At 52.5% G+C, this 20340-nt stretch carries 23 protein-coding genes; 10 read left to right on the forward strand and 13 right to left on the reverse strand.

Annotated elements, in window-relative coordinates; genetic code table 11:
• Positions 1-22: 22 nt before the first annotated feature.
• Positions 23-604 carry a superoxide dismutase [Fe] gene (gene sodB, locus ACJ9N4_RS09390; RefSeq protein ID WP_182918544.1) on the reverse strand — a complete coding sequence of 194 codons (582 nt, stop codon included), beginning with the start codon at positions 602-604 and terminating at the stop codon, positions 23-25.
• A gap of 122 nt (positions 605-726) precedes the next feature.
• Positions 727-1503 carry a C40 family peptidase gene (locus ACJ9N4_RS09395; protein ID WP_411500421.1) on the reverse strand — a complete coding sequence of 259 codons (777 nt, stop codon included), beginning with the start codon at positions 1501-1503 and terminating at the stop codon, positions 727-729.
• 338 nt (positions 1504-1841) lie between these two features.
• Here ACJ9N4_RS09395 and grxD point away from each other — a divergent pair, with 338 nt between their 5' ends.
• On the forward strand, positions 1842-2189 hold the full coding sequence (grxD, locus tag ACJ9N4_RS09400) for a monothiol glutaredoxin 4 (RefSeq protein ID WP_003832760.1): 348 nt from the start codon (positions 1842-1844) through the stop codon (positions 2187-2189).
• A 58-nt stretch (positions 2190-2247) separates the two neighbouring features.
• Here grxD and rnt read toward each other — a convergent pair whose 3' ends face one another.
• The 5 genes from rnt to eptA all read right to left on the reverse strand — a co-directional run bounded on the left by rnt (position 2248) and on the right by eptA (position 7051).
• Complete coding sequence (gene rnt, locus ACJ9N4_RS09405) at positions 2248-2904, reverse strand: ribonuclease T (RefSeq protein WP_182271205.1); 657 nt, start codon at positions 2902-2904, stop codon at positions 2248-2250.
• 96 nt (positions 2905-3000) lie between these two features.
• A complete protein-coding gene (gene gloA / locus ACJ9N4_RS09410) occupies positions 3001-3408 on the reverse strand; it encodes a lactoylglutathione lyase (protein WP_182271206.1) in 408 nt (135 codons plus the stop codon).
• A 100-nt stretch (positions 3409-3508) separates the two neighbouring features.
• The gene (locus tag ACJ9N4_RS09415; protein ID WP_182271207.1) at positions 3509-4606 is read right to left on the reverse strand and encodes an alkene reductase; all 1098 of its coding nucleotides are present in this window, start codon (positions 4604-4606) and stop codon (positions 3509-3511) included.
• Positions 4607-4742: 136 nt separating this feature from the next.
• Positions 4743-5384 (reverse strand): TetR/AcrR family transcriptional regulator, encoded by a 642-nt coding sequence (locus ACJ9N4_RS09420; RefSeq protein WP_182918542.1) that lies wholly within the window; start codon positions 5382-5384, stop codon positions 4743-4745.
• A gap of 41 nt (positions 5385-5425) precedes the next feature.
• On the reverse strand, positions 5426-7051 hold the full coding sequence (gene eptA / locus ACJ9N4_RS09425) for a phosphoethanolamine transferase EptA (RefSeq protein ID WP_411500422.1): 1626 nt from the start codon (positions 7049-7051) through the stop codon (positions 5426-5428).
• Positions 7052-7200: 149 nt separating this feature from the next.
• Between eptA and ACJ9N4_RS09430 the strand changes: the two genes are divergently transcribed.
• The 3 genes from ACJ9N4_RS09430 (at position 7201) to sodC (ending at position 8982) form a co-directional block, all read left to right on the forward strand.
• Positions 7201-7440 carry a DUF1289 domain-containing protein gene (locus ACJ9N4_RS09430; protein ID WP_182274501.1) on the forward strand — a complete coding sequence of 80 codons (240 nt, stop codon included), beginning with the start codon at positions 7201-7203 and terminating at the stop codon, positions 7438-7440.
• A 48-nt stretch (positions 7441-7488) separates the two neighbouring features.
• Positions 7489-8385 carry an aldo/keto reductase family oxidoreductase gene (locus tag ACJ9N4_RS09435; protein ID WP_196391209.1) on the forward strand — a complete coding sequence of 299 codons (897 nt, stop codon included), beginning with the start codon at positions 7489-7491 and terminating at the stop codon, positions 8383-8385.
• Positions 8386-8463: 78 nt separating this feature from the next.
• Positions 8464-8982 carry a superoxide dismutase [Cu-Zn] SodC gene (gene sodC / locus ACJ9N4_RS09440; protein WP_182271211.1) on the forward strand — a complete coding sequence of 173 codons (519 nt, stop codon included), beginning with the start codon at positions 8464-8466 and terminating at the stop codon, positions 8980-8982.
• Here the strand turns inward: sodC and ACJ9N4_RS09445 are convergent.
• From ACJ9N4_RS09445 to ACJ9N4_RS09455, 3 genes are read right to left on the reverse strand one after another with little or no spacing between them, the layout of a single operon-like run.
• Entirely contained in the window at positions 8961-10994 is a 2034-nt protein-coding gene (locus tag ACJ9N4_RS09445; protein WP_411500423.1) for an FUSC family protein, read from the reverse strand. The two genes, sodC and ACJ9N4_RS09445, sit on opposite strands and share 22 nt — an antisense overlap.
• On the reverse strand, positions 10991-11854 hold the full coding sequence (locus ACJ9N4_RS09450; RefSeq protein WP_196391372.1) for an HlyD family secretion protein: 864 nt from the start codon (positions 11852-11854) through the stop codon (positions 10991-10993). The genes ACJ9N4_RS09445 and ACJ9N4_RS09450 overlap by 4 nt, the downstream gene beginning before the upstream one ends.
• 2 nt (positions 11855-11856) lie before the next feature.
• Positions 11857-12093, reverse strand: coding sequence for a DUF1656 domain-containing protein (locus ACJ9N4_RS09455; protein WP_182271214.1), 237 nt, complete (start codon positions 12091-12093; stop codon positions 11857-11859).
• Positions 12094-12278: 185 nt separating this feature from the next.
• Between ACJ9N4_RS09455 and slyA the strand changes: the two genes are divergently transcribed.
• Positions 12279-12719 (forward strand): transcriptional regulator SlyA, encoded by a 441-nt coding sequence (slyA, locus tag ACJ9N4_RS09460; protein WP_182271215.1) that lies wholly within the window; start codon positions 12279-12281, stop codon positions 12717-12719.
• Positions 12720-12755: 36 nt separating this feature from the next.
• Here slyA and ACJ9N4_RS09465 read toward each other — a convergent pair whose 3' ends face one another.
• Positions 12756-14117: an MASE4 domain-containing protein gene (locus ACJ9N4_RS09465; RefSeq protein ID WP_411500424.1), complete on the reverse strand. Its 1362-nt coding sequence runs from the start codon at positions 14115-14117 to the stop codon at positions 12756-12758.
• Positions 14118-14321: 204 nt separating this feature from the next.
• On the reverse strand, positions 14322-14789 hold the full coding sequence (slyB, locus tag ACJ9N4_RS09470) for an outer membrane lipoprotein SlyB (RefSeq protein ID WP_182271217.1): 468 nt from the start codon (positions 14787-14789) through the stop codon (positions 14322-14324).
• Positions 14790-15040: 251 nt separating this feature from the next.
• On the opposite strand from slyB, the gene anmK reads away from it, so the two are divergent.
• The 5 genes from anmK to pdxY all read left to right on the forward strand — a co-directional run bounded on the left by anmK (position 15041) and on the right by pdxY (position 19622).
• Entirely contained in the window at positions 15041-16165 is a 1125-nt protein-coding gene (gene anmK / locus ACJ9N4_RS09475) for an anhydro-N-acetylmuramic acid kinase (RefSeq protein WP_182271218.1), read from the forward strand.
• A 93-nt stretch (positions 16166-16258) separates the two neighbouring features.
• Positions 16259-16582, forward strand: a complete 324-nt coding sequence (gene mliC, locus ACJ9N4_RS09480) for a C-type lysozyme inhibitor (protein WP_182271219.1) — start codon at positions 16259-16261, stop codon at positions 16580-16582.
• Between the two features lie 57 nt (positions 16583-16639).
• Positions 16640-17296, forward strand: coding sequence for a pyridoxamine 5'-phosphate oxidase (pdxH, locus tag ACJ9N4_RS09485; protein ID WP_411500438.1), 657 nt, complete (start codon positions 16640-16642; stop codon positions 17294-17296).
• Between the two features lie 125 nt (positions 17297-17421).
• Positions 17422-18696 (forward strand): tyrosine--tRNA ligase, encoded by a 1275-nt coding sequence (gene tyrS, locus ACJ9N4_RS09490; RefSeq protein ID WP_182271220.1) that lies wholly within the window; start codon positions 17422-17424, stop codon positions 18694-18696.
• A gap of 65 nt (positions 18697-18761) precedes the next feature.
• Positions 18762-19622 carry a pyridoxal kinase PdxY gene (pdxY, locus tag ACJ9N4_RS09495; RefSeq protein ID WP_182271221.1) on the forward strand — a complete coding sequence of 287 codons (861 nt, stop codon included), beginning with the start codon at positions 18762-18764 and terminating at the stop codon, positions 19620-19622.
• A gap of 56 nt (positions 19623-19678) precedes the next feature.
• Here the strand turns inward: pdxY and gstA are convergent, their stop codons facing one another.
• Positions 19679-20284, reverse strand: coding sequence for a glutathione transferase GstA (gene gstA / locus ACJ9N4_RS09500; protein ID WP_182271222.1), 606 nt, complete (start codon positions 20282-20284; stop codon positions 19679-19681).
• Between the last annotated feature and the right edge of the window lie 56 nt (positions 20285-20340).

Below are 20340 nucleotides of genomic sequence, written 5' to 3' on the forward strand. Positions count from 1 at the left end.
GGCGAACCCTTCTGCGTATCTCTTATGCAGCGAAGTTCTTCGCCACAAAGTCCCAGTTAGCCAGTGCCCAGAAGTGCTCCAGATAGTTAGGACGCGCGTTGCGGTAGTCGATGTAGTAAGCGTGTTCCCACACATCCACGGTCATCAGCGGCGTTGCGCTGGTGGTCAGTGGCGTGCCTGCGTTAGAGGTAGAAACGATAGCCAGTTTGCCATCAGCTTCTTTTACCAGCCAGGTCCAGCCAGAACCGAAGTTTTTGATTGCTGCATCAGTAAACTTCGCTTTGAAATCCGCGAAGCTGCCGAATGCGGCGTTAATGGCGGCAGCCAGTTCACCAACAGGTTCTCCACCGGCGTTCGGAGCCAGGCAGTGCCAGTAGAAGGTGTGGTTCCACACCTGAGCCGCGTTGTTGAATACGCCACCTTCTGAACTGCGTACGATCTCTTCCAGCGTTTTGCCTTCGAAATCGGTGCCTTTGATCAGATTGTTCAGATTGGTGACATACGTCTGATGATGTTTGCCGTAATGGTATTCCAGGGTCTCCACAGAAATGTGTGGGGCCAGGGCGTCTTTTGCATACGGTAGTGCAGGTAATTCGAACGACATTGCTTCTCTCCTTATTGTTTTTTATGTTGCGTATAGCCATACGCACAACGAGGATAGAGTAGCAAATTGAAAGGGCATTCAAAAGAGGAACTTACCCTGCCACGGTAGCGGCAGGGCAGGGATCAGCGGATAGTATTCGGTGTCATGACGCGGCGCGCACCCACATAGTGGCGCACCCAGTAGTCTTCGCTCAGAGAGGTGATTTGAATATCCTGGCCGCTGCGCGGTGACTGGATGAATTTCCCGTTGCCAACGTAGACGCCGACGTGATCGGCCATTCCGCGACCCTGGGTGCGGAAGAAGACCAGATCGCCGCTTTCCAGTTCACCACGGTCAACCGGAGAGGCATCGCGCAGGTGGTACATTTCATTGGCGGTACGTGGAATGCGGAACTTCACCAGATCTTTATAGGCGTAATAGACCAGGCCGCTACAGTCAAAACCGGTACGTGGTGAGGTTCCCCCCCAGCGGTACGGTTTGCCGATTTGCCCCATCAGTTTATTCATCGCCGTTTTTTGTGCTTTCTGCACGCGAACCTTATGCACTTCCGCTAATTTTTTAGGGACTTTCGTGCATTTCGTTTTATGACCTTTACGCACGGTACACTTTTCAGTCATGAGGTTAGCGGCAGTTTGCGAGGCTTTACTCTTTGTGGTGTGGGCGGTGCGGGAAGGTTTTGTTTTTGTCTTGCTGGAGGCGGTTTGTTTGGTCTGAGTGGTGGTTTTCTTCTTTTCGTTCTTACTGGTGGTTTTTTTATTACGTTCTGTGCTCTTCGCCAGATGCGTTTTTTGCACAGCAGAATGCCGCGCCTGCTGAGAGGCGTTCGCCACTGGCGTGAAAGTGAGTGTTGTAAACAGTAAAGCACAGAGCGTGATCGAGATTTTATTTATCCGCGCCACTGGGCAGTCCCCTGGTAAAGGCAGGCCATCTATAATACCTGCGTGTGATTTACAAAGCCCGACGATTCTAATCTATAAAAACCCGAGAAGTTAATAGCATTTTTCAATCTAAAATTATGTTTCGTTAGCAAGTGCAAAAAAATTCATCGATTTGCCGCACTATTGTTCACTCCCTAAGCAAAACCCTGCGGGGAACAGGGATAAGCACCATTTAGAATGCAACTTTTAGCGACAATCGTTAAAATAATAAGACGTGACAAAAATGTTATTTTCCGATGTCTGTCTGAACCGCTACAATGTCAGACGAATGCCGTAACAGAAGTTAAAGGAAGCAAGACATGAGCACCACTATTGAAAAAATCCAGCGCCAGATCGCTGAAAACCCGATTCTCCTGTACATGAAAGGTTCTCCGAAGCTGCCAAGCTGCGGTTTCTCCGCGCAAGCGGTTCAGGCGCTGTCTGCCTGTGGTGAACGTTTTGCTTACGTTGATATCCTGCAGAACCCGGATATTCGCGCCGAGCTGCCTAAATACGCAAACTGGCCGACCTTCCCACAGTTGTGGGTAGACGGTGAGCTGGTGGGCGGTTGCGACATCCTGATTGAAATGTATCAGCGTGGCGAACTGCAGCAGCTGATCAAAGAGACGGCGGCGAAGTACAAAACGGAAGAGCCGGACGCAGAATAAGTTTTCTGTGCAGACAAAAAAGCGACCTTTTAAGGTCGCTTTTTTTACGCTGGGCCCGTTATTCCTGGCCTGCGTCTTCACCCATCGGCAGCGGCCAGCCGCCCAGACGTTTCCAGCGGTTCACAATTTCGCAGAACAGTTCAGCCGTACGTTCCGTGTCATATAGCGCGGAATGCGCCTGCGTACCGTCAAAATCAATACCCGCCGTGATGCAGGCTTTGGATAAAACCGTTTGCCCCAGCGCCAGACCACTCAGTGCCGCAGTATCAAACGTCACAAACGGGTGGAAGGGGTTGCGCTTAAGTGACGCGCGTTCGGCAGCGGCCATCGTAAAGCTGTGATCGAACGTGGCGTTATGGGCCACCATAATGGCACGGCTACAGTCATTATCTTTCATGCCTTTACGCACCATTTTAAAAATGGCGTGAAGGGCTTCGTATTCACTCACCGCGCCGCGCAGTGGGTTTTTCGGGTCGATACCGTTAAAGGCCAGCGCTTCTGGCTGGAGGTTTGCCCCCTCAAACGGTTCAACGTGGAAATGCAGCGTGGTGTCCGGAGTAAGCCAGCCCTGTTCATCCATCTTCAGCGTGATGGCGGCAATTTCAAGCAGCGCATCGGTTTTAGCGTTAAATCCGGCTGTTTCTACATCAATGACAACGGGATAAAAACCACGAAAACGGTCGCACAGACCGGTAAATTGAGCGTTATCGGACATCAGGGTCTCTTACAAGGGGAAAAAAGCAGAGCGCATTATGGCAAATTTTGGGCGGGGATGCAGTAAAACTACGGGCGCATATTGCGCCCTGCGGGATCAGTTGCCCAGACCGCGACCAGCGTCTTTGGCTTCAATCAGTTCGATTTTGTAACCGTCTGGATCTTCAACAAATGCAATCACGGTCGTTCCACCTTTTACCGGGCCGGCTTCCCGCGTGACGTTGCCGCCGTTGCTGCGGATGCGTTCGCAGGCTTCAGCCGCGTTATCCACTTCCAGCGCGATATGACCGTATGCCGTGCCCAGCTCGTATGCATCTACGCCCCAGTTGTAGGTCAGCTCAATAACCGCTTCATCCGTTTCCAGGCCGTAACCCACAAACGCCAGTGAGTATTTGTATTCCGGGTTTTCACTGGTACGCAGCAGTTTCATACCCAGTACGTTAGTGTAGAAATTGATAGAACGTTGCAGGTCGCCAACGCGCAGCATGGTGTGAAGTAGGCGCATAATTTCCTCATTAACCAATGGAATGGATGATCTTTTTGAACAGAAACGATGTTTTAGTATAGCGGCGAAGTATCGCCGCTATCAATGCACAAGGGAGGGATTACAGAGAAGGGTAGTCGGTGTAGCCTTCCGCGCCGCCACCGTAGTAGCTTTCCGGGCGCTGTGGATTCAGTTCTGCTTTATGTTGCAGACGTGCAACCAGATCCGGATTGGCAATATAGTCACGACCAAACGCCACCGCATCGATCAGACCTTTGTTGATCAGATCTTCTGCTTTCTCAGGCGTGTATGCACCTGCACCGATGATCACACCGTTAAAACGCTCGCGGACTTTCTGACGGAAGGCTTCGGTGTAAGGCTGGCCGCCAGCCCAGTCAGGCTCAGACATGTGCAGATAAGCAATACCACGTTTAGCCAGCTCCTCAATCAGGTACAGAGCATCCGCTTCTTCGTTTGCACCGTTATCAACGTTCTGGAAAGAACCAATTGGGGAGACGCGGATGCCGATACGGTCTGCGCTCCACTCTTTACATACCGCATCAACCACTTCCAGCACCAGACGGGCGCGGTTTTCGACGCTGCCGCCATACTGGTCGGTACGATGGTTAGAAGACGGTGACAGGAACTGGTGCAGCAGATAGCCGTGGGCAGAGTGCAGTTCAACCAGGTCGAAACCGGCTTCACGTGCATTCGCAACGGCCTGGCGGAAATCATTCACGATACCCGGGATCTCTTCCAGCTCAAGCGCACGCGGCATGGAAGTGTCGACGCGGATCGCATGACCGTTTTCATCACGCAGGGAAGTACGGGTGTTTGCGCTCAGGGCAGAGGCGGAAACCGGTGCCTGGCCGCCAGGCTGGATGCTGTTGTGAGAGATACGACCGGTGTGCCACAGTTGAACCGCAATGCGACCTTCGTCAGCGTGAACACCGGCCGTGATTTTCTTCCAGGCGGCGATCTGTTCAGGGCTGTGCAGACCCGGTGCGCCCGCGTAGCCTTTTGCCTGGGCAGAAATCTGCGTGGCTTCGGAGATGATCAGACCAGAGCTGGCACGTTGACGGTAATACTCACCCATCAGAGGCGTTGGGATGTCACCCGGCTCAATGCTGCGCAGGCGGGTAAGTGGAGCCATGAACACACGGTTTGGCGCGGTAACAGCACCCACTTTCAGTGGGGTAAATAATTTTTCAGCGGACATAAAGACTCCTGAGTAGACCAGTCGACTAGTAATTAGGTAAATAAAAACACCTGCTATACCCGTCATACTTCAAGTTGCATGTGCGTTGGCTGCACTCGCTCACCCCAGTCACTTACTGGTGTAAGCTCCCGGGGATTCACTCCCTTGCCGCCTTCCTGCAACTCGAATTATTTAGGGTATTTACGCCAGGCGTTGTAATACTGCTTTTCACATGTGCCAGTGCGCTTTCGAGCGGCACCGCACTGCGAGAAATCTTGGCCTGCAGGTTAGCGCCTAACCAGAGAGCGTATAACACCTGTGCCTGAGTTAAAGGTTCACCAGGGAAGGACAACGTCTTTTCGTTGCGACCTTTCTCCAGCGCCTGCGCAAGCAGGGCGATCACCCCACTGGCACCTTTATCCATCGCCGTGCGCATATCTTCAGAAAGATCGCACACTTCAGCAGAGAGTTTTACCGTCAGGCAACCGCTGATGATGCCCTGCTGACAGAACTGCGTCAGCGTTTCCTGATAGTAATTCAGAACACGATCCCGATAGTTACCTTCGCCGCTGGCGAAGTGGGCGGCAAGGCGCTGATGGTAGCAGGCATAGTGCCGCTCCAGCATCGCCACACCGAAGGCTTCTTTGGATCGGAAGTAGTGATAAAACGATCCCTTCGGTACCTCAGCGGTTTTTAATAACTCGCTCAGCCCCATACCGGTGAACCCGCGATGCATACAAAGACGCTCGCCGGTCGCCAGTAGGTGTTCTCGTGTATCGTGCTCAGTATTTCTGCTCATGGCCGCACTGTAATAGACCGTTCGGTCTATTACAAGTGATTTTACTGACGACACGCGTTCAGAATATCCAGGTTTTGTTGATAAACCTTTGATTTCACATCCATCATACCCAGAACAGTGGAGAACAAATTGTCCTGTGAAACCGCATCTTTTGCTGCACGGTCACGTAAACATTGCTCGTTAATGCCAAAGTTCTTCGTATAGTCCGGGGACAGCCAGAACATAAATGGAATGTGCGTTTGCTGCTCAGGAGCCAGCATGTACGGTGTTCCGTGCAGATAAATACCGCTTTCACCCAGCGACTCACCGTGATCGGAGAGATAAATCAGCGCGGTATTCATGCTGTCCTGACGTGCCTTCAGCATATCGATTGTTTTGCTTACCATGCTGTCGGTATACAGGATGGTGTTGTCGTAGGTGTTGATCAGCGCCTGGTGATCGCAATCCTGAATCTCGTTGGTGTCACAGGTTGGCGTGAACTGGCGGAAGTTATCCGGGTAACGGCGGTAGTATGCCGGGCCGTGGCTGCCCATCAGGTGAATAACCAGCACGGTATCCTGCTTCAGTCCGTCCAGCACGTTGTCCAGACGATAGAAGTTCACATCGTCAATACAGGATTTGTCTTTGCAGAACTGATCCAGTTTCCACTGGGTCATGTCCGTATGGGGTATGCGGTCGCAGGCACCTTTACAGCCGCCGTCATTATCACGCCAGAGCAGGTTGATACCCGCGTGACCGAGCACGTCGAGCAGACCTTCCTGGTGGCGGGCCAGGTCTGCATCGTATTTCTGGCGCGTCATGCCGGAGAACATGCAGGGGACAGAGACCGCCGTTTCCGTCCCGCATGAGGAAGCCTGCGGGAAGTTAATGATATTTTGTTTTTTCAACTGCGGGTTGGTTTCACGCGTATAACCATTCAGCGAGTAGTTTGCTGCACGTGAAGCTTCACCGACCAGCAGAACCAGGACGGTTTTCTTTTGTTGACCAGAAATCAGCGGGCCTTTGTGGGCATCTTCACCAATGCGTACCAGCGTTTGATCGCCTGCGAACCAGCGTGTCTTGCTGTATTTGATGATGCCGCTGACGTAGTTCGCCGGGGTGACCATTTTGACGATGCTTTTGTTATTACGGAACAGCGATGCGTAATCTTTATAGAATACGGCAGCGACCAGAATGATAATCAGCAGAGCACCGAGCATCGCGGCAAAACGCATCAGCAGGGCATACCACCATTTTCCGGCACGGATGCGCGTCAGGGCCAGCACCACGGAAGGAATAACACCGGCGACGACAATCCACAGGAGCATTTGTGGCGTAACCAGCGCGGTGGCTTCCTGAGAGTTCGTCTCGAACACGTTAACAATCATGTTCTGATCGATAACTGCACCGTAGGTATACATGAAGTAAGTCGCTGCGGCGCATCCCATTGTTAATACGATCAGCAGCGGTTTACGGATAAAGGGAATATTGAGGAAACTGAAAACAATCACCCAGCCGCAAAAAAGGACCAGAGGGACGGAAGCCGCAAAGAGAATGTCGTGTAATTGCGCAGGCGCAATAATAGCCCAGCTGCGCTGTATGAAGAGAGCATTCAGCAGAGTAAAGAAAAACGCACAACCCAGAGTAAATTTAATGTCGTTACATTGTAACTTTTTGATTAACCACATCGATAAAGAAACCTGTAATTTTAATGATTGAGCGAGTATAGAGAGGGAAGATTAGTGAAACCTTAATGCCACAAATCTGTGGTAAAGCCCTTGCACGCGCGGCGTTTAACGTCTTCACTGTAGGTGAGAATCGGTTTCTGGAGGTGAGTGTGGCAGAGCAACTGGAGTTTTTCCCCATCCAGAGCCCGTGCCGGGGAATTTGTCAGGCGGATGAACGCGGGTACTGCCGTGGGTGCATGCGTACCCGCGATGAGCGTTTTAACTGGCAAAATTTTAGCGATACGCAAAAACAGGACATTATTCGTCTCTGTCGACAACGTCTTCTGCGCAAAATTCGCGCAAACAAAGCGGGGGAAACTGAAGAACCCCAGCAACCTTCACTGTTTTAACACGGTAATTGCGTATACTCGTGACATTACTTCCTTGAGGAAAATGTTATGGTTCAGCGTATTACCCTTTCTCCCCAGGGGCCGGAGTTCTCCCGTTTTGTGATGGGCTACTGGCGTCTGATGGACTGGAATATGTCCCCCCTTCAGCTGGCAGGCTTCATTGAGGAGCATCTCGATTTAGGGATCACTACGGTCGATCATGCTGATATTTATGGCGGCTACCAATGTGAAGCTGCGTTCGGTGAGGCGCTTAAGCAGGTTCCGGCGCTGCGCGAGCGTATGGAAATCGTCACCAAATGCGGTATTGCCACCACGGCAAAACCGGAAAACGTACTGGGGCATTACATCACTGACAGCGCGCACATCATCAAGAGTGCCGAGCAGTCGCTGGTCAATCTGGCGACGGATCATATCGACCTGCTGCTGATCCACCGTCCAGACCCGTTAATGGATGCCGATGAAGTGGCAGAAGCGTTTCTGAACCTGCATCAAAGTGGAAAAGTGCGTCATTTTGGCGTATCGAACTTCACGCCTGCGCAGTTTGCGCTGCTGCAGTCGCGCCTGCCGTTTACGCTGGCGACCAACCAGGTAGAAATTTCCCCGGTTCATCAGCCGTTGCTGCTGGATGGCACACTCGATCAGCTGCAACAGCTCCGTATCCGCCCTATGGCGTGGTCGTGCCTGGGTGGGGGGCGTCTGTTTAATGATGATGAGTTCCAGCCGCTGCGCGATGAGCTGGAAACCATTGCCCGCGAGTTGAATGCCCAGAGCATTGAACAGGTGGTTTACGCGTGGATCCTTCGTCTGCCGTCAAAACCGCTGCCTATTATTGGCTCTGGTAAAATTGAACGCGTCCGCTCTGCGCTGGCAGCAGAAGAACTGCAGATGACCCGTCAACAGTGGTTCCGTATTCGCAAAGCCGCTCTGGGGTACGACGTGCCTTAATCTGGAATACCGTGACTTTCCGGTGAGATTACCGCCCCTGGTATAAACTTAAGGGGCAAAAATAACCCGGGAGGTCATATGACGCGTTTTGCTCTGGCACTCATCACGCTGGTTGTTTGCGCAGGAGCGCAGGCAGCCAGCGAGAACGTCGAAATGAATCTTGTCACGCCTCAGGGCGTCGGCCAGTCTGTCGGAACAGTGAAAATCACGGAAACCGATAAAGGGCTGGAGTTTACCCCCAATCTCAACACCCTTCCTCCTGGCGAACATGGTTTTCATGTTCATGCCAAAGGTAGCTGCCAGCCTGCGCTGAAAGAGGGTAAAGCCTCGGCGGCGGAAGCGGCAGGAGGCCACTTTGACCCGCTGCATTCCGGCAAACATGAAGGCCCGAACGGTATGGGGCATCTTGGCGATTTACCCGTACTGGTGGTGAATAACGACGGTAAAGCCACGGAGCCGGTTGTTGCACCGCGGCTGAAAAAGCTGGATGAGATCAAAGGCAAAGCGCTGATGATCCACGTCGGCGGCGACAATATGTCCGATCAACCTAAACCGCTCGGCGGTGGCGGGGTACGCTATGCCTGCGGGGTGATCTGATCGCCAATCGTGCCTGGCGGGGGAGCCTGTTCCAGCTGCGACAGCGAACAGTGTAGCCGCCAGATTATTGAGGCTAAATCACGCGCTGCGGGTGAATGGTGGTGCGAAAGGGTACCGCAAATCCGCTGAAGCTCGGCAAGCGTGGCTTCCAGCGGACGTTGCTGAACCCCGCGTTCACTCATCACATCGCGAAGCAGGGAAATACAGACATCACGCACCTGCGACAGCGGATCGGAACGTGTTTCCCATGCGCGAAGCTGCCAGACCACATGCGAGCAGTTCAACAGCACTACGCCCCAGCGCAGCAACCAGCGGCGGGCCAGGGAGTCCTGGCTGTTATTGAGCTGGCTTACATGGTGGTAGACCAGCGATTCATACTCACTCTCACGCAGATGCGGTTTACGGCTGAGCTGGTCAACAAACCCCCGGCGCAGCTCGCGGATATGTCTGCGGCTCTTACGGGCATCTGAACCGGGCCGTAACACGGCAAACGCCAGCCACGCCAGACCCACGCCGAGGATCTTCGCCAGATTGTCATTGAGAAAATCAGCGTAGTTATAAACCGGCGGGTTGGTCACGGAGATAAACGAACCCATAAAAACAATCAACTGCCCCCAGAGACCGGCCAGTTTTGGCATTTGCAGCTTCAGCAACTGCATGGTGGTTAAGAGCGGAAACAGAAACAGCAGAAACTGCCATAAGTCGCTTATCTGCACCATCAACCCAAATTTCACCATAAAACTGAACAGCGACAGCAATACCAGCGTGCGCATCAACAGCGTGAGGGAGTTAAACGGTGATGCAGCAATGGAATAGAGTACGCAGCTAATGGCGGCAAGCGTGAGGGCCGCGCTTCCGGATCCCCATTGCGTGGTGATACTCCAGGCACCAACCAGCGTAAGCGCGCAGAAGGTGCGAAACCCACTCCACAACGCTTCTATGTTGTCGGTGTGGCGTGCCAGAGCCGGGCTGCCCGGTACGGTGAATTCGGTTATCGGGGTGGCATTTTCTACGGCAGTGATCCAGCGACTGCTGCGCAGATACAACCGGCAAAAGTAGTTCAGGCGCTGCCAGAAGGCGCGGTGGCGATAATCATACTCATCCGTTGGCACGAGCGGCGCGATAATACGTGCCACGGTGTAGATGTCGGTATCTGGCCGCGCGAGGGCGGCAAGCAGCGTTTCGATTACGGCGCGGGTGTTTTCTGGCGGAGTCGGCCAGTTAAGCAACATTCTGCGCAGGCTGGAGATGGCGCTGGTCATCCGCAGCTGCTGGTGGAGCAAATAGTTAAGCAGCGTATTCTGGCGGCGAAAACGGTAGTGGCTCCAGAAGGCCTGAATACGTAACAGGTTCATGGTCAGGATCTGGCCGATGACCTTTTCATGCGCAAGACGGATTTCATCGTTGGTATCAGGTTGCCAGAGCAGACTTGCGTGCTCCAGTAAACGGGCATGCATGGTCTTCAGGGCGGAGATAAGCGCTGTACCGTCGGAGGTGCTGGGCAGGATCATCATCATGACCCCGCCGCACAGAATACCCACAATGACTTCACATACACGTGCCTGGGCGATATCCCAAAGCTCGGTGGTGTCCAGAACGTTGACTACCGGAAAGGCAATAATCGCGGCGGTATAACCCGCCAGCTGGAACGCGTAGGCGACGTTATTGGTAAAATGGGCGCAGGCCCAGGTGCAAAACCCCAGCCACGCCGCCATGCTTAGCAAAAAGAGCCACGGGTCGTTCAGCGTATGGCCCGCAATAATTAACGCCGCGGTGGCTCCCAGCAGGCTTCCGGCAACGCGGCCAAGACTTTTACTGATCACACCGCCGACGGTAGGGAAGCTCACCACCGCGGCAGAGGTCATCGCCCAGTAAGGTTCATCAAGATTCAGATAATAGGCGATTGTTAGCGCCAGGCACATTGCAATGACGTTACGCAGCGCGTAGCGCCACTGAGAGGCTGTCGCTTTAGCCCAGGGCGTGTGTCGCCAGGATAACGCCGACAGATTCATTGACGAGTCCCGATAGAGACCGTGCAGGTTGTGCCGGATACCAGCGTGAGATCCTGTGGTAAGCGGTCAAATTCCACGCGAACCGGAACGCGCTGTGCCAGACGCACCCACGGTACGTTAGGCTTGATGTCTGGCACCAGGCCTGAATCCGTTTCGACACTTTGATCGTAAATGGCACGACCAATACTGGAAACGTGACCCTGTAACGTTTGCGATCCGCTGTAAAGCGTGATTGTGGCAGGAGCGCCTTCCCGAATGTGACGAAGCTTGGTCTCCTCAAAATAACCCACGATATAAAAGGAGTGGCTGTCAACCAGGGCAAAGACGGGTTGTCCGGTGGTGGCATAGTTCCCCTCACGGGTCGAGAGGTTGGTCACCCATCCATCGACCGGAGCCTGTACCACGGTTTGAGTCAACTGCCATTGCGCCTGTTTTAGCGTGGCTTCAGCCACGTTGAGGTTTGCCTGCATGGCTTTCACGTTGATGTTGGCCGTATCTAAATCTTCGGCGGAAATATAGTTTTGCGACAAATGGCGACGGCGGTTTGCTTCGTTGTTTGCTTTTGCTAAATCAGACTGGGCTTTCGCCAGTTGAGCTTCGGCATTGAGTACAGCGATATGAAAGGGAGTTTCATCGATGCGGAATAAAACGTCACCCTTTTTAACGAACTGGTTATCCTTAACAAGAAGCGCCGTGATACTTCCTGAAACCTGTGGGGTGATACTGACCTGCTCAGCGCGGATTTTACCGTCGCGCGTCCAGGGGGACTGCATATAAAAATTCCAGAGCCACCAACCGGCAACCAGAGCCAGCGCAAGAACAAAAAGAGTAGAAAAATACTTCAGCGTTTTCATGGATATATTCACCACACAATCAACACAGCAAGGCCCAGGCATACGGACAAGGCAAACAAAGAGAGATCCATGAGCATGGGGTGCCAGATCTCACCGGAATACATCCAGTCGCGAAGCAGTCGGTGTGCGACCAGCCAGATCATAAAGCCCACCAGGACGGCTTTAAACAGGGGAGGAAAGTAGACTGATGCACCGAAGATCAAGTCCTGAAGGGGTAACCCTGTGGCGCTATGAAAGAACTTCACGAGCAGAGTTCCTTTGCAGTGGATAAATGGTCACGACGGCCTGTTTTATAAAATGGAACATCGGTATTCAGTGTAAATCATACTTTTGGTGTTGATGAATGTCGTATTGCATTTGTTTTGGCAATATAAATGCTGCACACTATTCTAAAATCAGTATAATAACTTAGCAAGCTAATTATAAGGAGATGAAATTGGAATCGCCATTAGGTTCTGATCTGGCAAGGTTAGTACGCGTCTGGCGTGCTCTGATTGACCATCGCCTGAAACCTCTGGAATTGACACAGACGCATTGGGTCACGCTGCATAATATTCATCAGCTTCCGCCCGAACAGTCACAAATTCAACTGGCAAAAGCGATCGGTATTGAACAGCCGTCACTGGTACGCACACTCGATCAGCTGGAAGAGAAGGGGCTGATCTCCCGGCAAACCTGCGCCAGCGATCGTCGCGCTAAGCGGATTAAACTGACGGAGAAAGCGGCTCCAATCATTACTGAGATGGAAGCCGTGATCAGCAAAACGCGAGGGGAAATCCTGTCAGGGGTTTCACCGGCGGAGCTCGAAATGCTCATCAGTCTCATTGGACGGCTTGAGCAAAACATCCATGAGCTGCAGTCACGCGACTGATAACATAAAAAGGCCTTGCTGATGCAAGGCCTTTTTTTACTGGAAGACGACGACGCGGTTGCGACCTGTCTCTTTTGCCTCGTACATTGCTTTATCGGCGCTTTCCACGCACTCTTCGGCGGTGATATTCGGTGACGTTGTCGTAAAGACACCCATACTGATGGTAATGGGCTCCGGCAGTTGCCCCTCGCTGCTGGCTTTATCGAAACTACTGAGATTCAGCCGTATTCTCTCTGCAACCTGACGTGCGGCGTCTGACGGCGTATTTGCCAGCATCAACACAAACTCTTCCCCTCCGATTCGCGCCGCGATGTCTTGTGGGCGCACGGAATCCATCAGCAGATGGGCGACAAACTGCAACACCTTGTCCCCCTGCAGATGCCCGTAGCAATCGTTAATGCGCTTAAAACGATCCAAATCACTGACAATGACCGAAACCGGACGGGATGCGTTAGCATTATCGATCGCCTGATTTAATGCATCATAAAAATAACTGCGGTTATAGAGACGCGTAAGCGGATCGCGAATCGAATTTTGATAAGATTGCTGATACTTTAAATGCGAGTCACGATACAGATTAAATACATCGTAAAGGAGCACGAAAATAATGAGCAGCGTTGCCACTGTCTCAAATAAACGGGACCGGTACCAGTCGATATCTTCAGCGTGTCCACCCAGTAAAAGCATGATGAGTGTCGTAATATAACAAATGCATAAGAAATTACCGCTAATCCAGAAAAGATTGCGCACTCGCGTAATAATCATCAGCGTTGTTAATACAACAATCCATAAGATGATTAAACTAATATTGATGACCTGACTCCAGAGCACCATAAATTGCCGCGTTTCATTATCGACAAGATCTAACGTAAACAGCGCAGAGTGGCTGGAATAAAACCAGGCAAGCGTAACCATGCCTGCGGTGAACAGGAACATACCGACAACAATAGCAACGTGGGTCATCCGGGAGAACGGGCGATCGCGCATGGCATACAGTAAGGCCGACGTGAAAATCAGAACAGCCATTAAGAGATGGCGGAACATGAAGAAGATCATCGCATCGTTATAGTTAATAATGCTGAACTGATAGAGGTCAAGCCATGCCGGGAAGCAGGAAAGCGTGCCTGCCATCAACAGCGCCGATCCTGTGAAGGCGAACGCAATCGCGACCAGATACAACCGCTTTCGGTCACACCAGTATTTCATCGCCATAAAACAGGCAATGAACAGATGGAAGACGAGTAAAAAAATGGTCAGTGTCGGAAATAAGAGCGGTGAAAATGACGGCACTGCTTCGGCAAGCTTTAAAAATAGCCCCTGCAATACCCCGACCACAATAATGCAACCCAGGCAGAAAGAGATATAACGGTTCTTTACATAGCGATTAATCGAAATCATACCCATTTTTAACAATATAATAATACTAAATTAATAGACAGTGTGAATATAAATAGTTTAACGGAATTAAAAAAAGAATACTTTGCGCAGGAACAATGTAAGCAGGGTTTAATAATTAGCGAGGAAGGAAATTTTGTAAAACAATATTTTGAAATGACAGGTAATGTAAGCGGATGTGGCCTGGCGGCCACATCCGGTATGATATTAACGCGGGGACACCGTCACCTGTTGGCCATTGCTGGCGATAACAACGCGCTGACCCGCAGAGAAGTGGGTGCTGCCTTGTTTCTGCACAACCATGATGGTATTGCCGTCATCTTTACGAATTTCCAGCTCTACGCCCTGGGTTTTGTTCATTGCACCCTGAACGCCCTGGCCTGCTACACCACCGGCAACAGCACCTGCTGCGGTTGCCAGGGAACGACCGGTACCGCCGCCGACGGTGTTACCCAGGAAACCACCCAGCACCGCACCGCCGATCGCGCCCATGACGTTGTTTTCATCGCCACCCTGAATTTGAACAGGGCGTGCGTTAACAATGGTACCGTAAGTCACGTTCTGAACTTGTTTAGCTTCAGATGCGCTATAAACGTCGCCAGAAAGAGAATCGTTATTCACACAGCCAGCCAGCGTCAATCCGATCAGCGAAACGCCCAGTACACGTAAAATCATTTGAATCTCCTGTTCACCAAAAGTGCCCGGTTGGGCTCCGTTATGGCTAAATTATATGGCATAAGGAGCCATAGTTCATATCTTTGCATTAACAATGGGAAAATTGTACTTGTATTTAGCTTAACAAGACATAAACAACTCCCTGCGTGCTACGTGTCTGAGATTGTTAAAAAATGCTATCGCTGCATAGCAAAGCAGCGCCGTTTATGATTCAGTGTTTACCTTAAGACCACACAACCTAAGGAAAGCGCATGAAATCGGGTCGCTACATTGGTGTGATGTCAGGCACCAGTCTTGATGGGGTGGATGTCGTTCTGGCCGCAATAGATGAAAACATGGTGGCGCAGCAGGCAAGCCTGAGCTGGCCTATCCCTGTTTCGCTGAAAGAGGACATTCTGAGCATCTGCCAGGGACAGCCATTGACGCTTTCACAGCTCGGACAGCTTGATGTGCGGCTGGGTGCACTATTTGCGGAGGCGGTACTGGCACTGATGCACAAAGAAAATCTTCAGCCGCAGGATGTGGTTGCCATTGGCTGCCACGGCCAGACGGTCTGGCATGAGCCAACCGGTGATGCGCCAAACACCCTGCAAATTGGCGATAACAACCAGATTGTGGCGAAAACGGGTGTCACAGTAGTGGGGGATTTTCGCCGTCGTGATATTGCACTTGGCGGGCAAGGTGCGCCTCTGGTGCCGGCATTCCATCAGGCGTTGCTGGCACACCCGGTAGAACGCCGTATGGTGCTCAATATTGGTGGTATTGCCAACCTGTCGATGTTAATCCCTGAGCAGCCTGTGCGTGGTTACGATACCGGCCCCGGCAACATGCTTATGGATGCCTGGATCTGGCGTCAACGCGGTAAACCGTACGATAAAGATGCGCAGTGGGCCTGTGAAGGCAAAGTGATTATTCCGCTGTTGCAGTCCATGCTGAGCGACCCCTATTTTGCCGCCCCCGCACCAAAAAGCACGGGACGTGAATATTTCAACTATGGCTGGCTTGAACGTCAGCTGGCGCAGTTCCCGGCACTTGCACCGCAGGATGTCCAGGCGACGCTTGCTGAGTTAACGGCCATCTCGATCTCTGAACAGGTCCTTCTCAGCGGTGGGTGTGAGCGTCTGTTGGTCTGCGGTGGTGGAAGCCGCAACCCGCTGGTGATGGCGCGTCTTGCCGGATTACTGCCGGGTACTGAAGTCACGACCACGGACGAAGCGGGTATCAGCGGTGATGATATGGAAGCGCTGGCTTTCGCCTGGCTTGCCTGGCGTACGGTTGCCGGATTACCGGGAAATTTGCCTTCGGTAACCGGTGCACGGGAAGCGAGCGTGCTTGGGGCTATTTTCCCGGCAAATCCGCGTCATAATCAGAGTTAACTTAAATTCAGCGCGGTGCGTAACCACTAAAATGGAATAAAAACAGGAGGGCAGCAATGTCCTCCAGGACCAGGATAGTCTTGGAATACGCCCATGAAAAAACTTCTTCTTGTTGCTCTCCCTTTTCTACTGACAGGGTGCAGCGTCTATAACCAGCTCGTTGAGCGCATGCAGACAGATACGCTGGAGTATCGCTGTGATGAAAAACCGCTGACCGTGAAGCTGAATAACCCGCGTCAGGAAGCCAGCTTTGTCTACGACAACAAATTGCTTAATCTGAAGCAGGGGATGTCGGCCTCTGGCGCACGGTATACGGACGGTATCTACGTATTCTGGTCAAAAGGTGACAGTGCAACGGTTTACAAACGCGACCGCATCGTGCTGAACAATTGCCAGCTGCAAAATCCGAAGCGTTGAGATTTTTACAGGGGCGGCGCACAATAGCGCCACCCAATGTCTATTTCAGCTAACGCCATGTCAGATAACGACGAACTGCAGCAAATTGCGCATCTGCGCCGTGAATACACCAAAGGCGGCCTGCGCCGCCAGGATCTTCCCGCCGAACCTCTGGTGCTTTTTGAACGCTGGCTGAAGCAGGCCTGTGAAGCGAAACTTGCCGATCCAACCGCGATGGTTGTCGCGACGGTTGACGAGAATGGTCAGCCTTATCAGCGCATCGTTCTGCTTAAGCACTATGACGAAAAAGGGCTGGTGTTTTATACCAACCTGGGCAGCCGCAAAGCTCACCATCTGGAAAACAACCCTCGCATTAGCCTGCTGTTTCCGTGGCACATGCTGGAACGCCAGGTCATGGTGACCGGTAAAGCGGAACGCCTCTCCACGCTGGAAGTGGTGAAGTATTTCCATAGCCGTCCGCGCGACAGCCAGATCGGAGCCTGGGTATCAAAACAGTCCAGCCGTATCTCTGCCCGCGGTGTGCTGGAAAGTAAATTCCTTGAGCTGAAACAGAAGTTCCAGAGGGGGGAAGTTCCTCTCCCCAGCTTCTGGGGCGGTTTCCGCATTCCAGTCGAACAGATGGAGTTCTGGCAGGGGGGCGAACATCGCCTGCACGACCGCTTTTTATACCAGCGTGACAACGGTGGCTGGAAAATCGACAGACTGGCTCCATAATCCCCGAAATTTGTTGTTTTAAGCGCTAGCGCTACGTGCGTCAGCGCTTTATTCTATGTACCTTTCGCATCAGGCGAAAAGTCGTGTACCGGCAAAGGTGCAGTCGTTTATACATGGAGAATTTGATGGCAAGCAGTAACTTGATTAAACAATTGCAAGAGCGGGGCCTCGTGGCCCAGGTGACGGACGAGGAAGCGTTAGCAGAGCGACTGGCGCAAGGCCCGATCGCGCTCTATTGCGGCTTCGATCCCACCGCTGACAGCTTGCATTTGGGGCATCTTGTTCCATTGTTATGCCTGAAACGCTTCCAGATGGCAGGCCATAAACCTGTTGCCCTGGTTGGCGGCGCGACCGGTCTGATTGGCGACCCAAGCTTTAAAGCCGCTGAGCGTAAACTGAACACCGAAGACACCGTGCAGGAGTGGGTGGACAAAATCCGCAAACAGGTTGCACCGTTCCTCGACTTCAACTGTGGTGAAAACTCTGCCATTGCCGCGAACAACTACGACTGGTTTGGTGGCATGAACGTGCTGACCTTCCTGCGTGATATCGGTAAACACTTCTCTGTTAACCAGATGATCAACAAAGAAGCGGTGAAGCAGCGTCTGAATCGTGACGACCAGGGGATTTCCTTTACCGAGTTCTCCTACAACCTGTTGCAGGGTTATGACTTTGCCTGCCTGAACAAGTTGCACGGTGTTTCCCTGCAAATTGGGGGTTCAGACCAGTGGGGTAACATCACCTCCGGTATCGATCTGACGCGTCGTCTGCACCAGAACCAGGTCTTTGGCCTGACTGTTCCGCTGATCACCAAAGCAGACGGGACTAAATTCGGTAAAACCGAAGGCGGTGCGGTATGGCTCGATCCGAAGAAAACCAGCCCGTACAAATTCTACCAGTTCTGGATCAACACGGCTGATGCTGATGTGTACCGCTTCCTGAAGTTCTTCACCTTTATGGACATTGACGCAATTAATGCCCTGGAAGAAGAAGACAAAAACAGCGGTAAAGCACCACGCGCTCAGTACGTTCTGGCCGATGAAGTGACCAAACTGGTTCACGGTGAAGAAGGTCTGGCGGCGGCAAAACGCATTACTGCAAGCCTGTTCAACGGCACGCTGAGCGATTTGAGCGAAGCGGACTTCGAACAGCTGGCGCAGGATGGTGTGCCGATGGTTGAAATGGAAAAAGGTGCAGACCTGATGCAGGCGCTGGTGGACTCTGAGCTGCAGCCGTCCCGCGGTCAGGCTCGCAAAACCATCGCTTCTAACGCGATCACCATCAACGGTGAAAAACAGGCTGACCCGGAATACACCTTCGTTGACAGCGATCGTCTGTACGGACGTTACACGTTGCTGCGTCGCGGTAAGAAAAATTACTGTCTGGTCTGCTGGAAGTAATTAACTGTATGCAGGGGCGTGGGAAACCACGCCCTTTTTGTTTGTAAGGGTTTGGTAAGCAAAAAATGAAGAACATCCTCGCCATTCAGTCTCACGTCGTTTTTGGACATGCTGGCAACAGCGCTGCGGAATTCCCGATGCGTCGCCTCGGGGCCAACGTCTGGCCCCTCAATACCGTACAGTTCTCAAACCACACGCAATACGGTAAATGGGCCGGCTGTGTGATGCCGCCTTCGCATCTGACGGAGATTGTACAAGGCCTTGCCGATATCGATCAGCTTAAACGCTGTGACGCCGTCCTGAGCGGTTACCTCGGTTCGGCAGAGCAGGGAGAACATATTCTCGGCATCGTGCGTCAGGTGAAAGCGGCGAACCCGGCGGCAAAATACTTCTGCGACCCTGTGATGGGGCATCCGGAGAAAGGCTGCATTGTGGCCCCCGGTGTGGCTGAATTCCATGTTCGTCACGCGCTGCCTGCCAGCGATATTATTGCGCCAAACCTGATCGAGCTGGAGATCCTTTGCGAGCATCCGGTCAACAGCGTAGAAGAGGCGGTTAGCGCTTCCCGTGAGCTGATTGCCCTGGGGCCAGAGATTGTGCTGGTGAAACATCTTGCGCGTGCAGGAGTGAGCCAGGATCGTTTTGAGATGCTGCTGGTGACCAAAGACGAAGCCTGGCATATCAGCCGTCCGCTGGTGGATTTTGGCGCACGTCAGCCGGTTGGCGTTGGTGATGTGACCAGCGGCCTGCTGTTGGTGAAGTTGCTTCAGGGAGCGACGCTGCGTGATGCGCTGGAGCATGTTACTGCGGCGGTTTACGAAATCATGGTTGCGACGAAAAGCAGACAGGAATATGAGTTACAGGTCGTTGCGGCGCAGGATCGTATCGCGAAGCCGGAGCAGTATTTCAGCGCGACACAATTATAACGGTTTGCATTTTGTATGCCGGGTAAGCGTTAGCGCCACCCGGCAAGACAAACAGCTTAGTTCAATCCTTCCGCTTTCAGCGCCGCAGCCACCGCAGGGCGCGCTGCCACACGTTCCATATAAGATGCAATATGGTCTAACCCTTCCATGTTCAGTTTAACCGCCCGCGCCCAGCGCAGAACGGTAAACAGATAGGCATCGGCAATGGTGAACCGCGTACCACAAATCCACTGATCGTCTTTCAGCGAGTCGTTAATGTAATGCAGCTTTTTCTCCAGTTGGGCACGCACCGTCGGCTTGAACTCTTCTGGTGTATCCGGGCGGAACAGTGGCGTGAAGCCTTTGTGCAGCTCGGTTGCAATGTAGTTCAGCCACTCCAGCGTCTTGTAGCGGGAAATGCTGCTTACAGGTGCCAGCAGTTGACGGTCAGGCACGCTATCGGCCAGGAATTGCATGATCGCCACGCCTTCAGTCAAGAGCGTACCGTCATCTAACAGCAGGGCCGGAACTTGTCCCTTCGGGTTGATAGCAAAGAAGTCATCGCCGTTTTCCAGGCGTTTTTTCATCAGGTCAACGCCATCCAGCGTGAAATCTTTGCCGCTCTCGCGCAGGGTAATATGAGAAGCAAGAGAGCACGCGCCCGGTTTGTAGAACAGTTTCATCGGTAACTCCTTTTTGCTGAGGTTCCAGCTATGTTAGTGCGCGAACGGATAAAAAA

The sequence above is a fragment of the Enterobacter sp. LM3 genome, assembly GCF_046622475.1.
GTDB classification, from domain to species: domain Bacteria; phylum Pseudomonadota; class Gammaproteobacteria; order Enterobacterales; family Enterobacteriaceae; genus Enterobacter; species Enterobacter cloacae_P.

Bases quoted from the DNA above. Each gene is read 5' to 3' on its own strand.
- sodB (WP_182918544.1), bottom strand. From the start codon at position 604: ATGTCGTTCGAATTACCTGCACTACCGTATGCAAAAGACGCCCTGGCC.
- grxD (WP_003832760.1), top strand. From the start codon at position 1,842: ATGAGCACCACTATTGAAAAAATCCAGCGCCAGATCGCTGAAAACCCG.
- rnt (WP_182271205.1), bottom strand. From the start codon at position 2,904: ATGTCCGATAACGCTCAATTTACCGGTCTGTGCGACCGTTTTCGTGGT.
- gloA (WP_182271206.1), bottom strand. From the start codon at position 3,408: ATGCGCCTACTTCACACCATGCTGCGCGTTGGCGACCTGCAACGTTCT.
- ACJ9N4_RS09415 (WP_182271207.1), bottom strand. From the start codon at position 4,606: ATGTCCGCTGAAAAATTATTTACCCCACTGAAAGTGGGTGCTGTTACC.
- ACJ9N4_RS09420 (WP_182918542.1), bottom strand. From the start codon at position 5,384: ATGAGCAGAAATACTGAGCACGATACACGAGAACACCTACTGGCGACC.
- eptA (WP_411500422.1), bottom strand. From the start codon at position 7,051: ATGTGGTTAATCAAAAAGTTACAATGTAACGACATTAAATTTACTCTG.
- ACJ9N4_RS09435 (WP_196391209.1), top strand. From the start codon at position 7,489: ATGGTTCAGCGTATTACCCTTTCTCCCCAGGGGCCGGAGTTCTCCCGT.
- sodC (WP_182271211.1), top strand. From the start codon at position 8,464: ATGACGCGTTTTGCTCTGGCACTCATCACGCTGGTTGTTTGCGCAGGA.
- ACJ9N4_RS09445 (WP_411500423.1), bottom strand. From the start codon at position 10,994: ATGAATCTGTCGGCGTTATCCTGGCGACACACGCCCTGGGCTAAAGCG.
- slyA (WP_182271215.1), top strand. From the start codon at position 12,279: ATGAAATTGGAATCGCCATTAGGTTCTGATCTGGCAAGGTTAGTACGC.
- ACJ9N4_RS09465 (WP_411500424.1), bottom strand. From the start codon at position 14,117: ATGATTTCGATTAATCGCTATGTAAAGAACCGTTATATCTCTTTCTGC.
- slyB (WP_182271217.1), bottom strand. From the start codon at position 14,789: ATGATTTTACGTGTACTGGGCGTTTCGCTGATCGGATTGACGCTGGCT.
- anmK (WP_182271218.1), top strand. From the start codon at position 15,041: ATGAAATCGGGTCGCTACATTGGTGTGATGTCAGGCACCAGTCTTGAT.
- mliC (WP_182271219.1), top strand. From the start codon at position 16,259: ATGAAAAAACTTCTTCTTGTTGCTCTCCCTTTTCTACTGACAGGGTGC.
- pdxH (WP_411500438.1), top strand. From the start codon at position 16,640: ATGTCAGATAACGACGAACTGCAGCAAATTGCGCATCTGCGCCGTGAA.
- tyrS (WP_182271220.1), top strand. From the start codon at position 17,422: ATGGCAAGCAGTAACTTGATTAAACAATTGCAAGAGCGGGGCCTCGTG.
- pdxY (WP_182271221.1), top strand. From the start codon at position 18,762: ATGAAGAACATCCTCGCCATTCAGTCTCACGTCGTTTTTGGACATGCT.
- gstA (WP_182271222.1), bottom strand. From the start codon at position 20,284: ATGAAACTGTTCTACAAACCGGGCGCGTGCTCTCTTGCTTCTCATATT.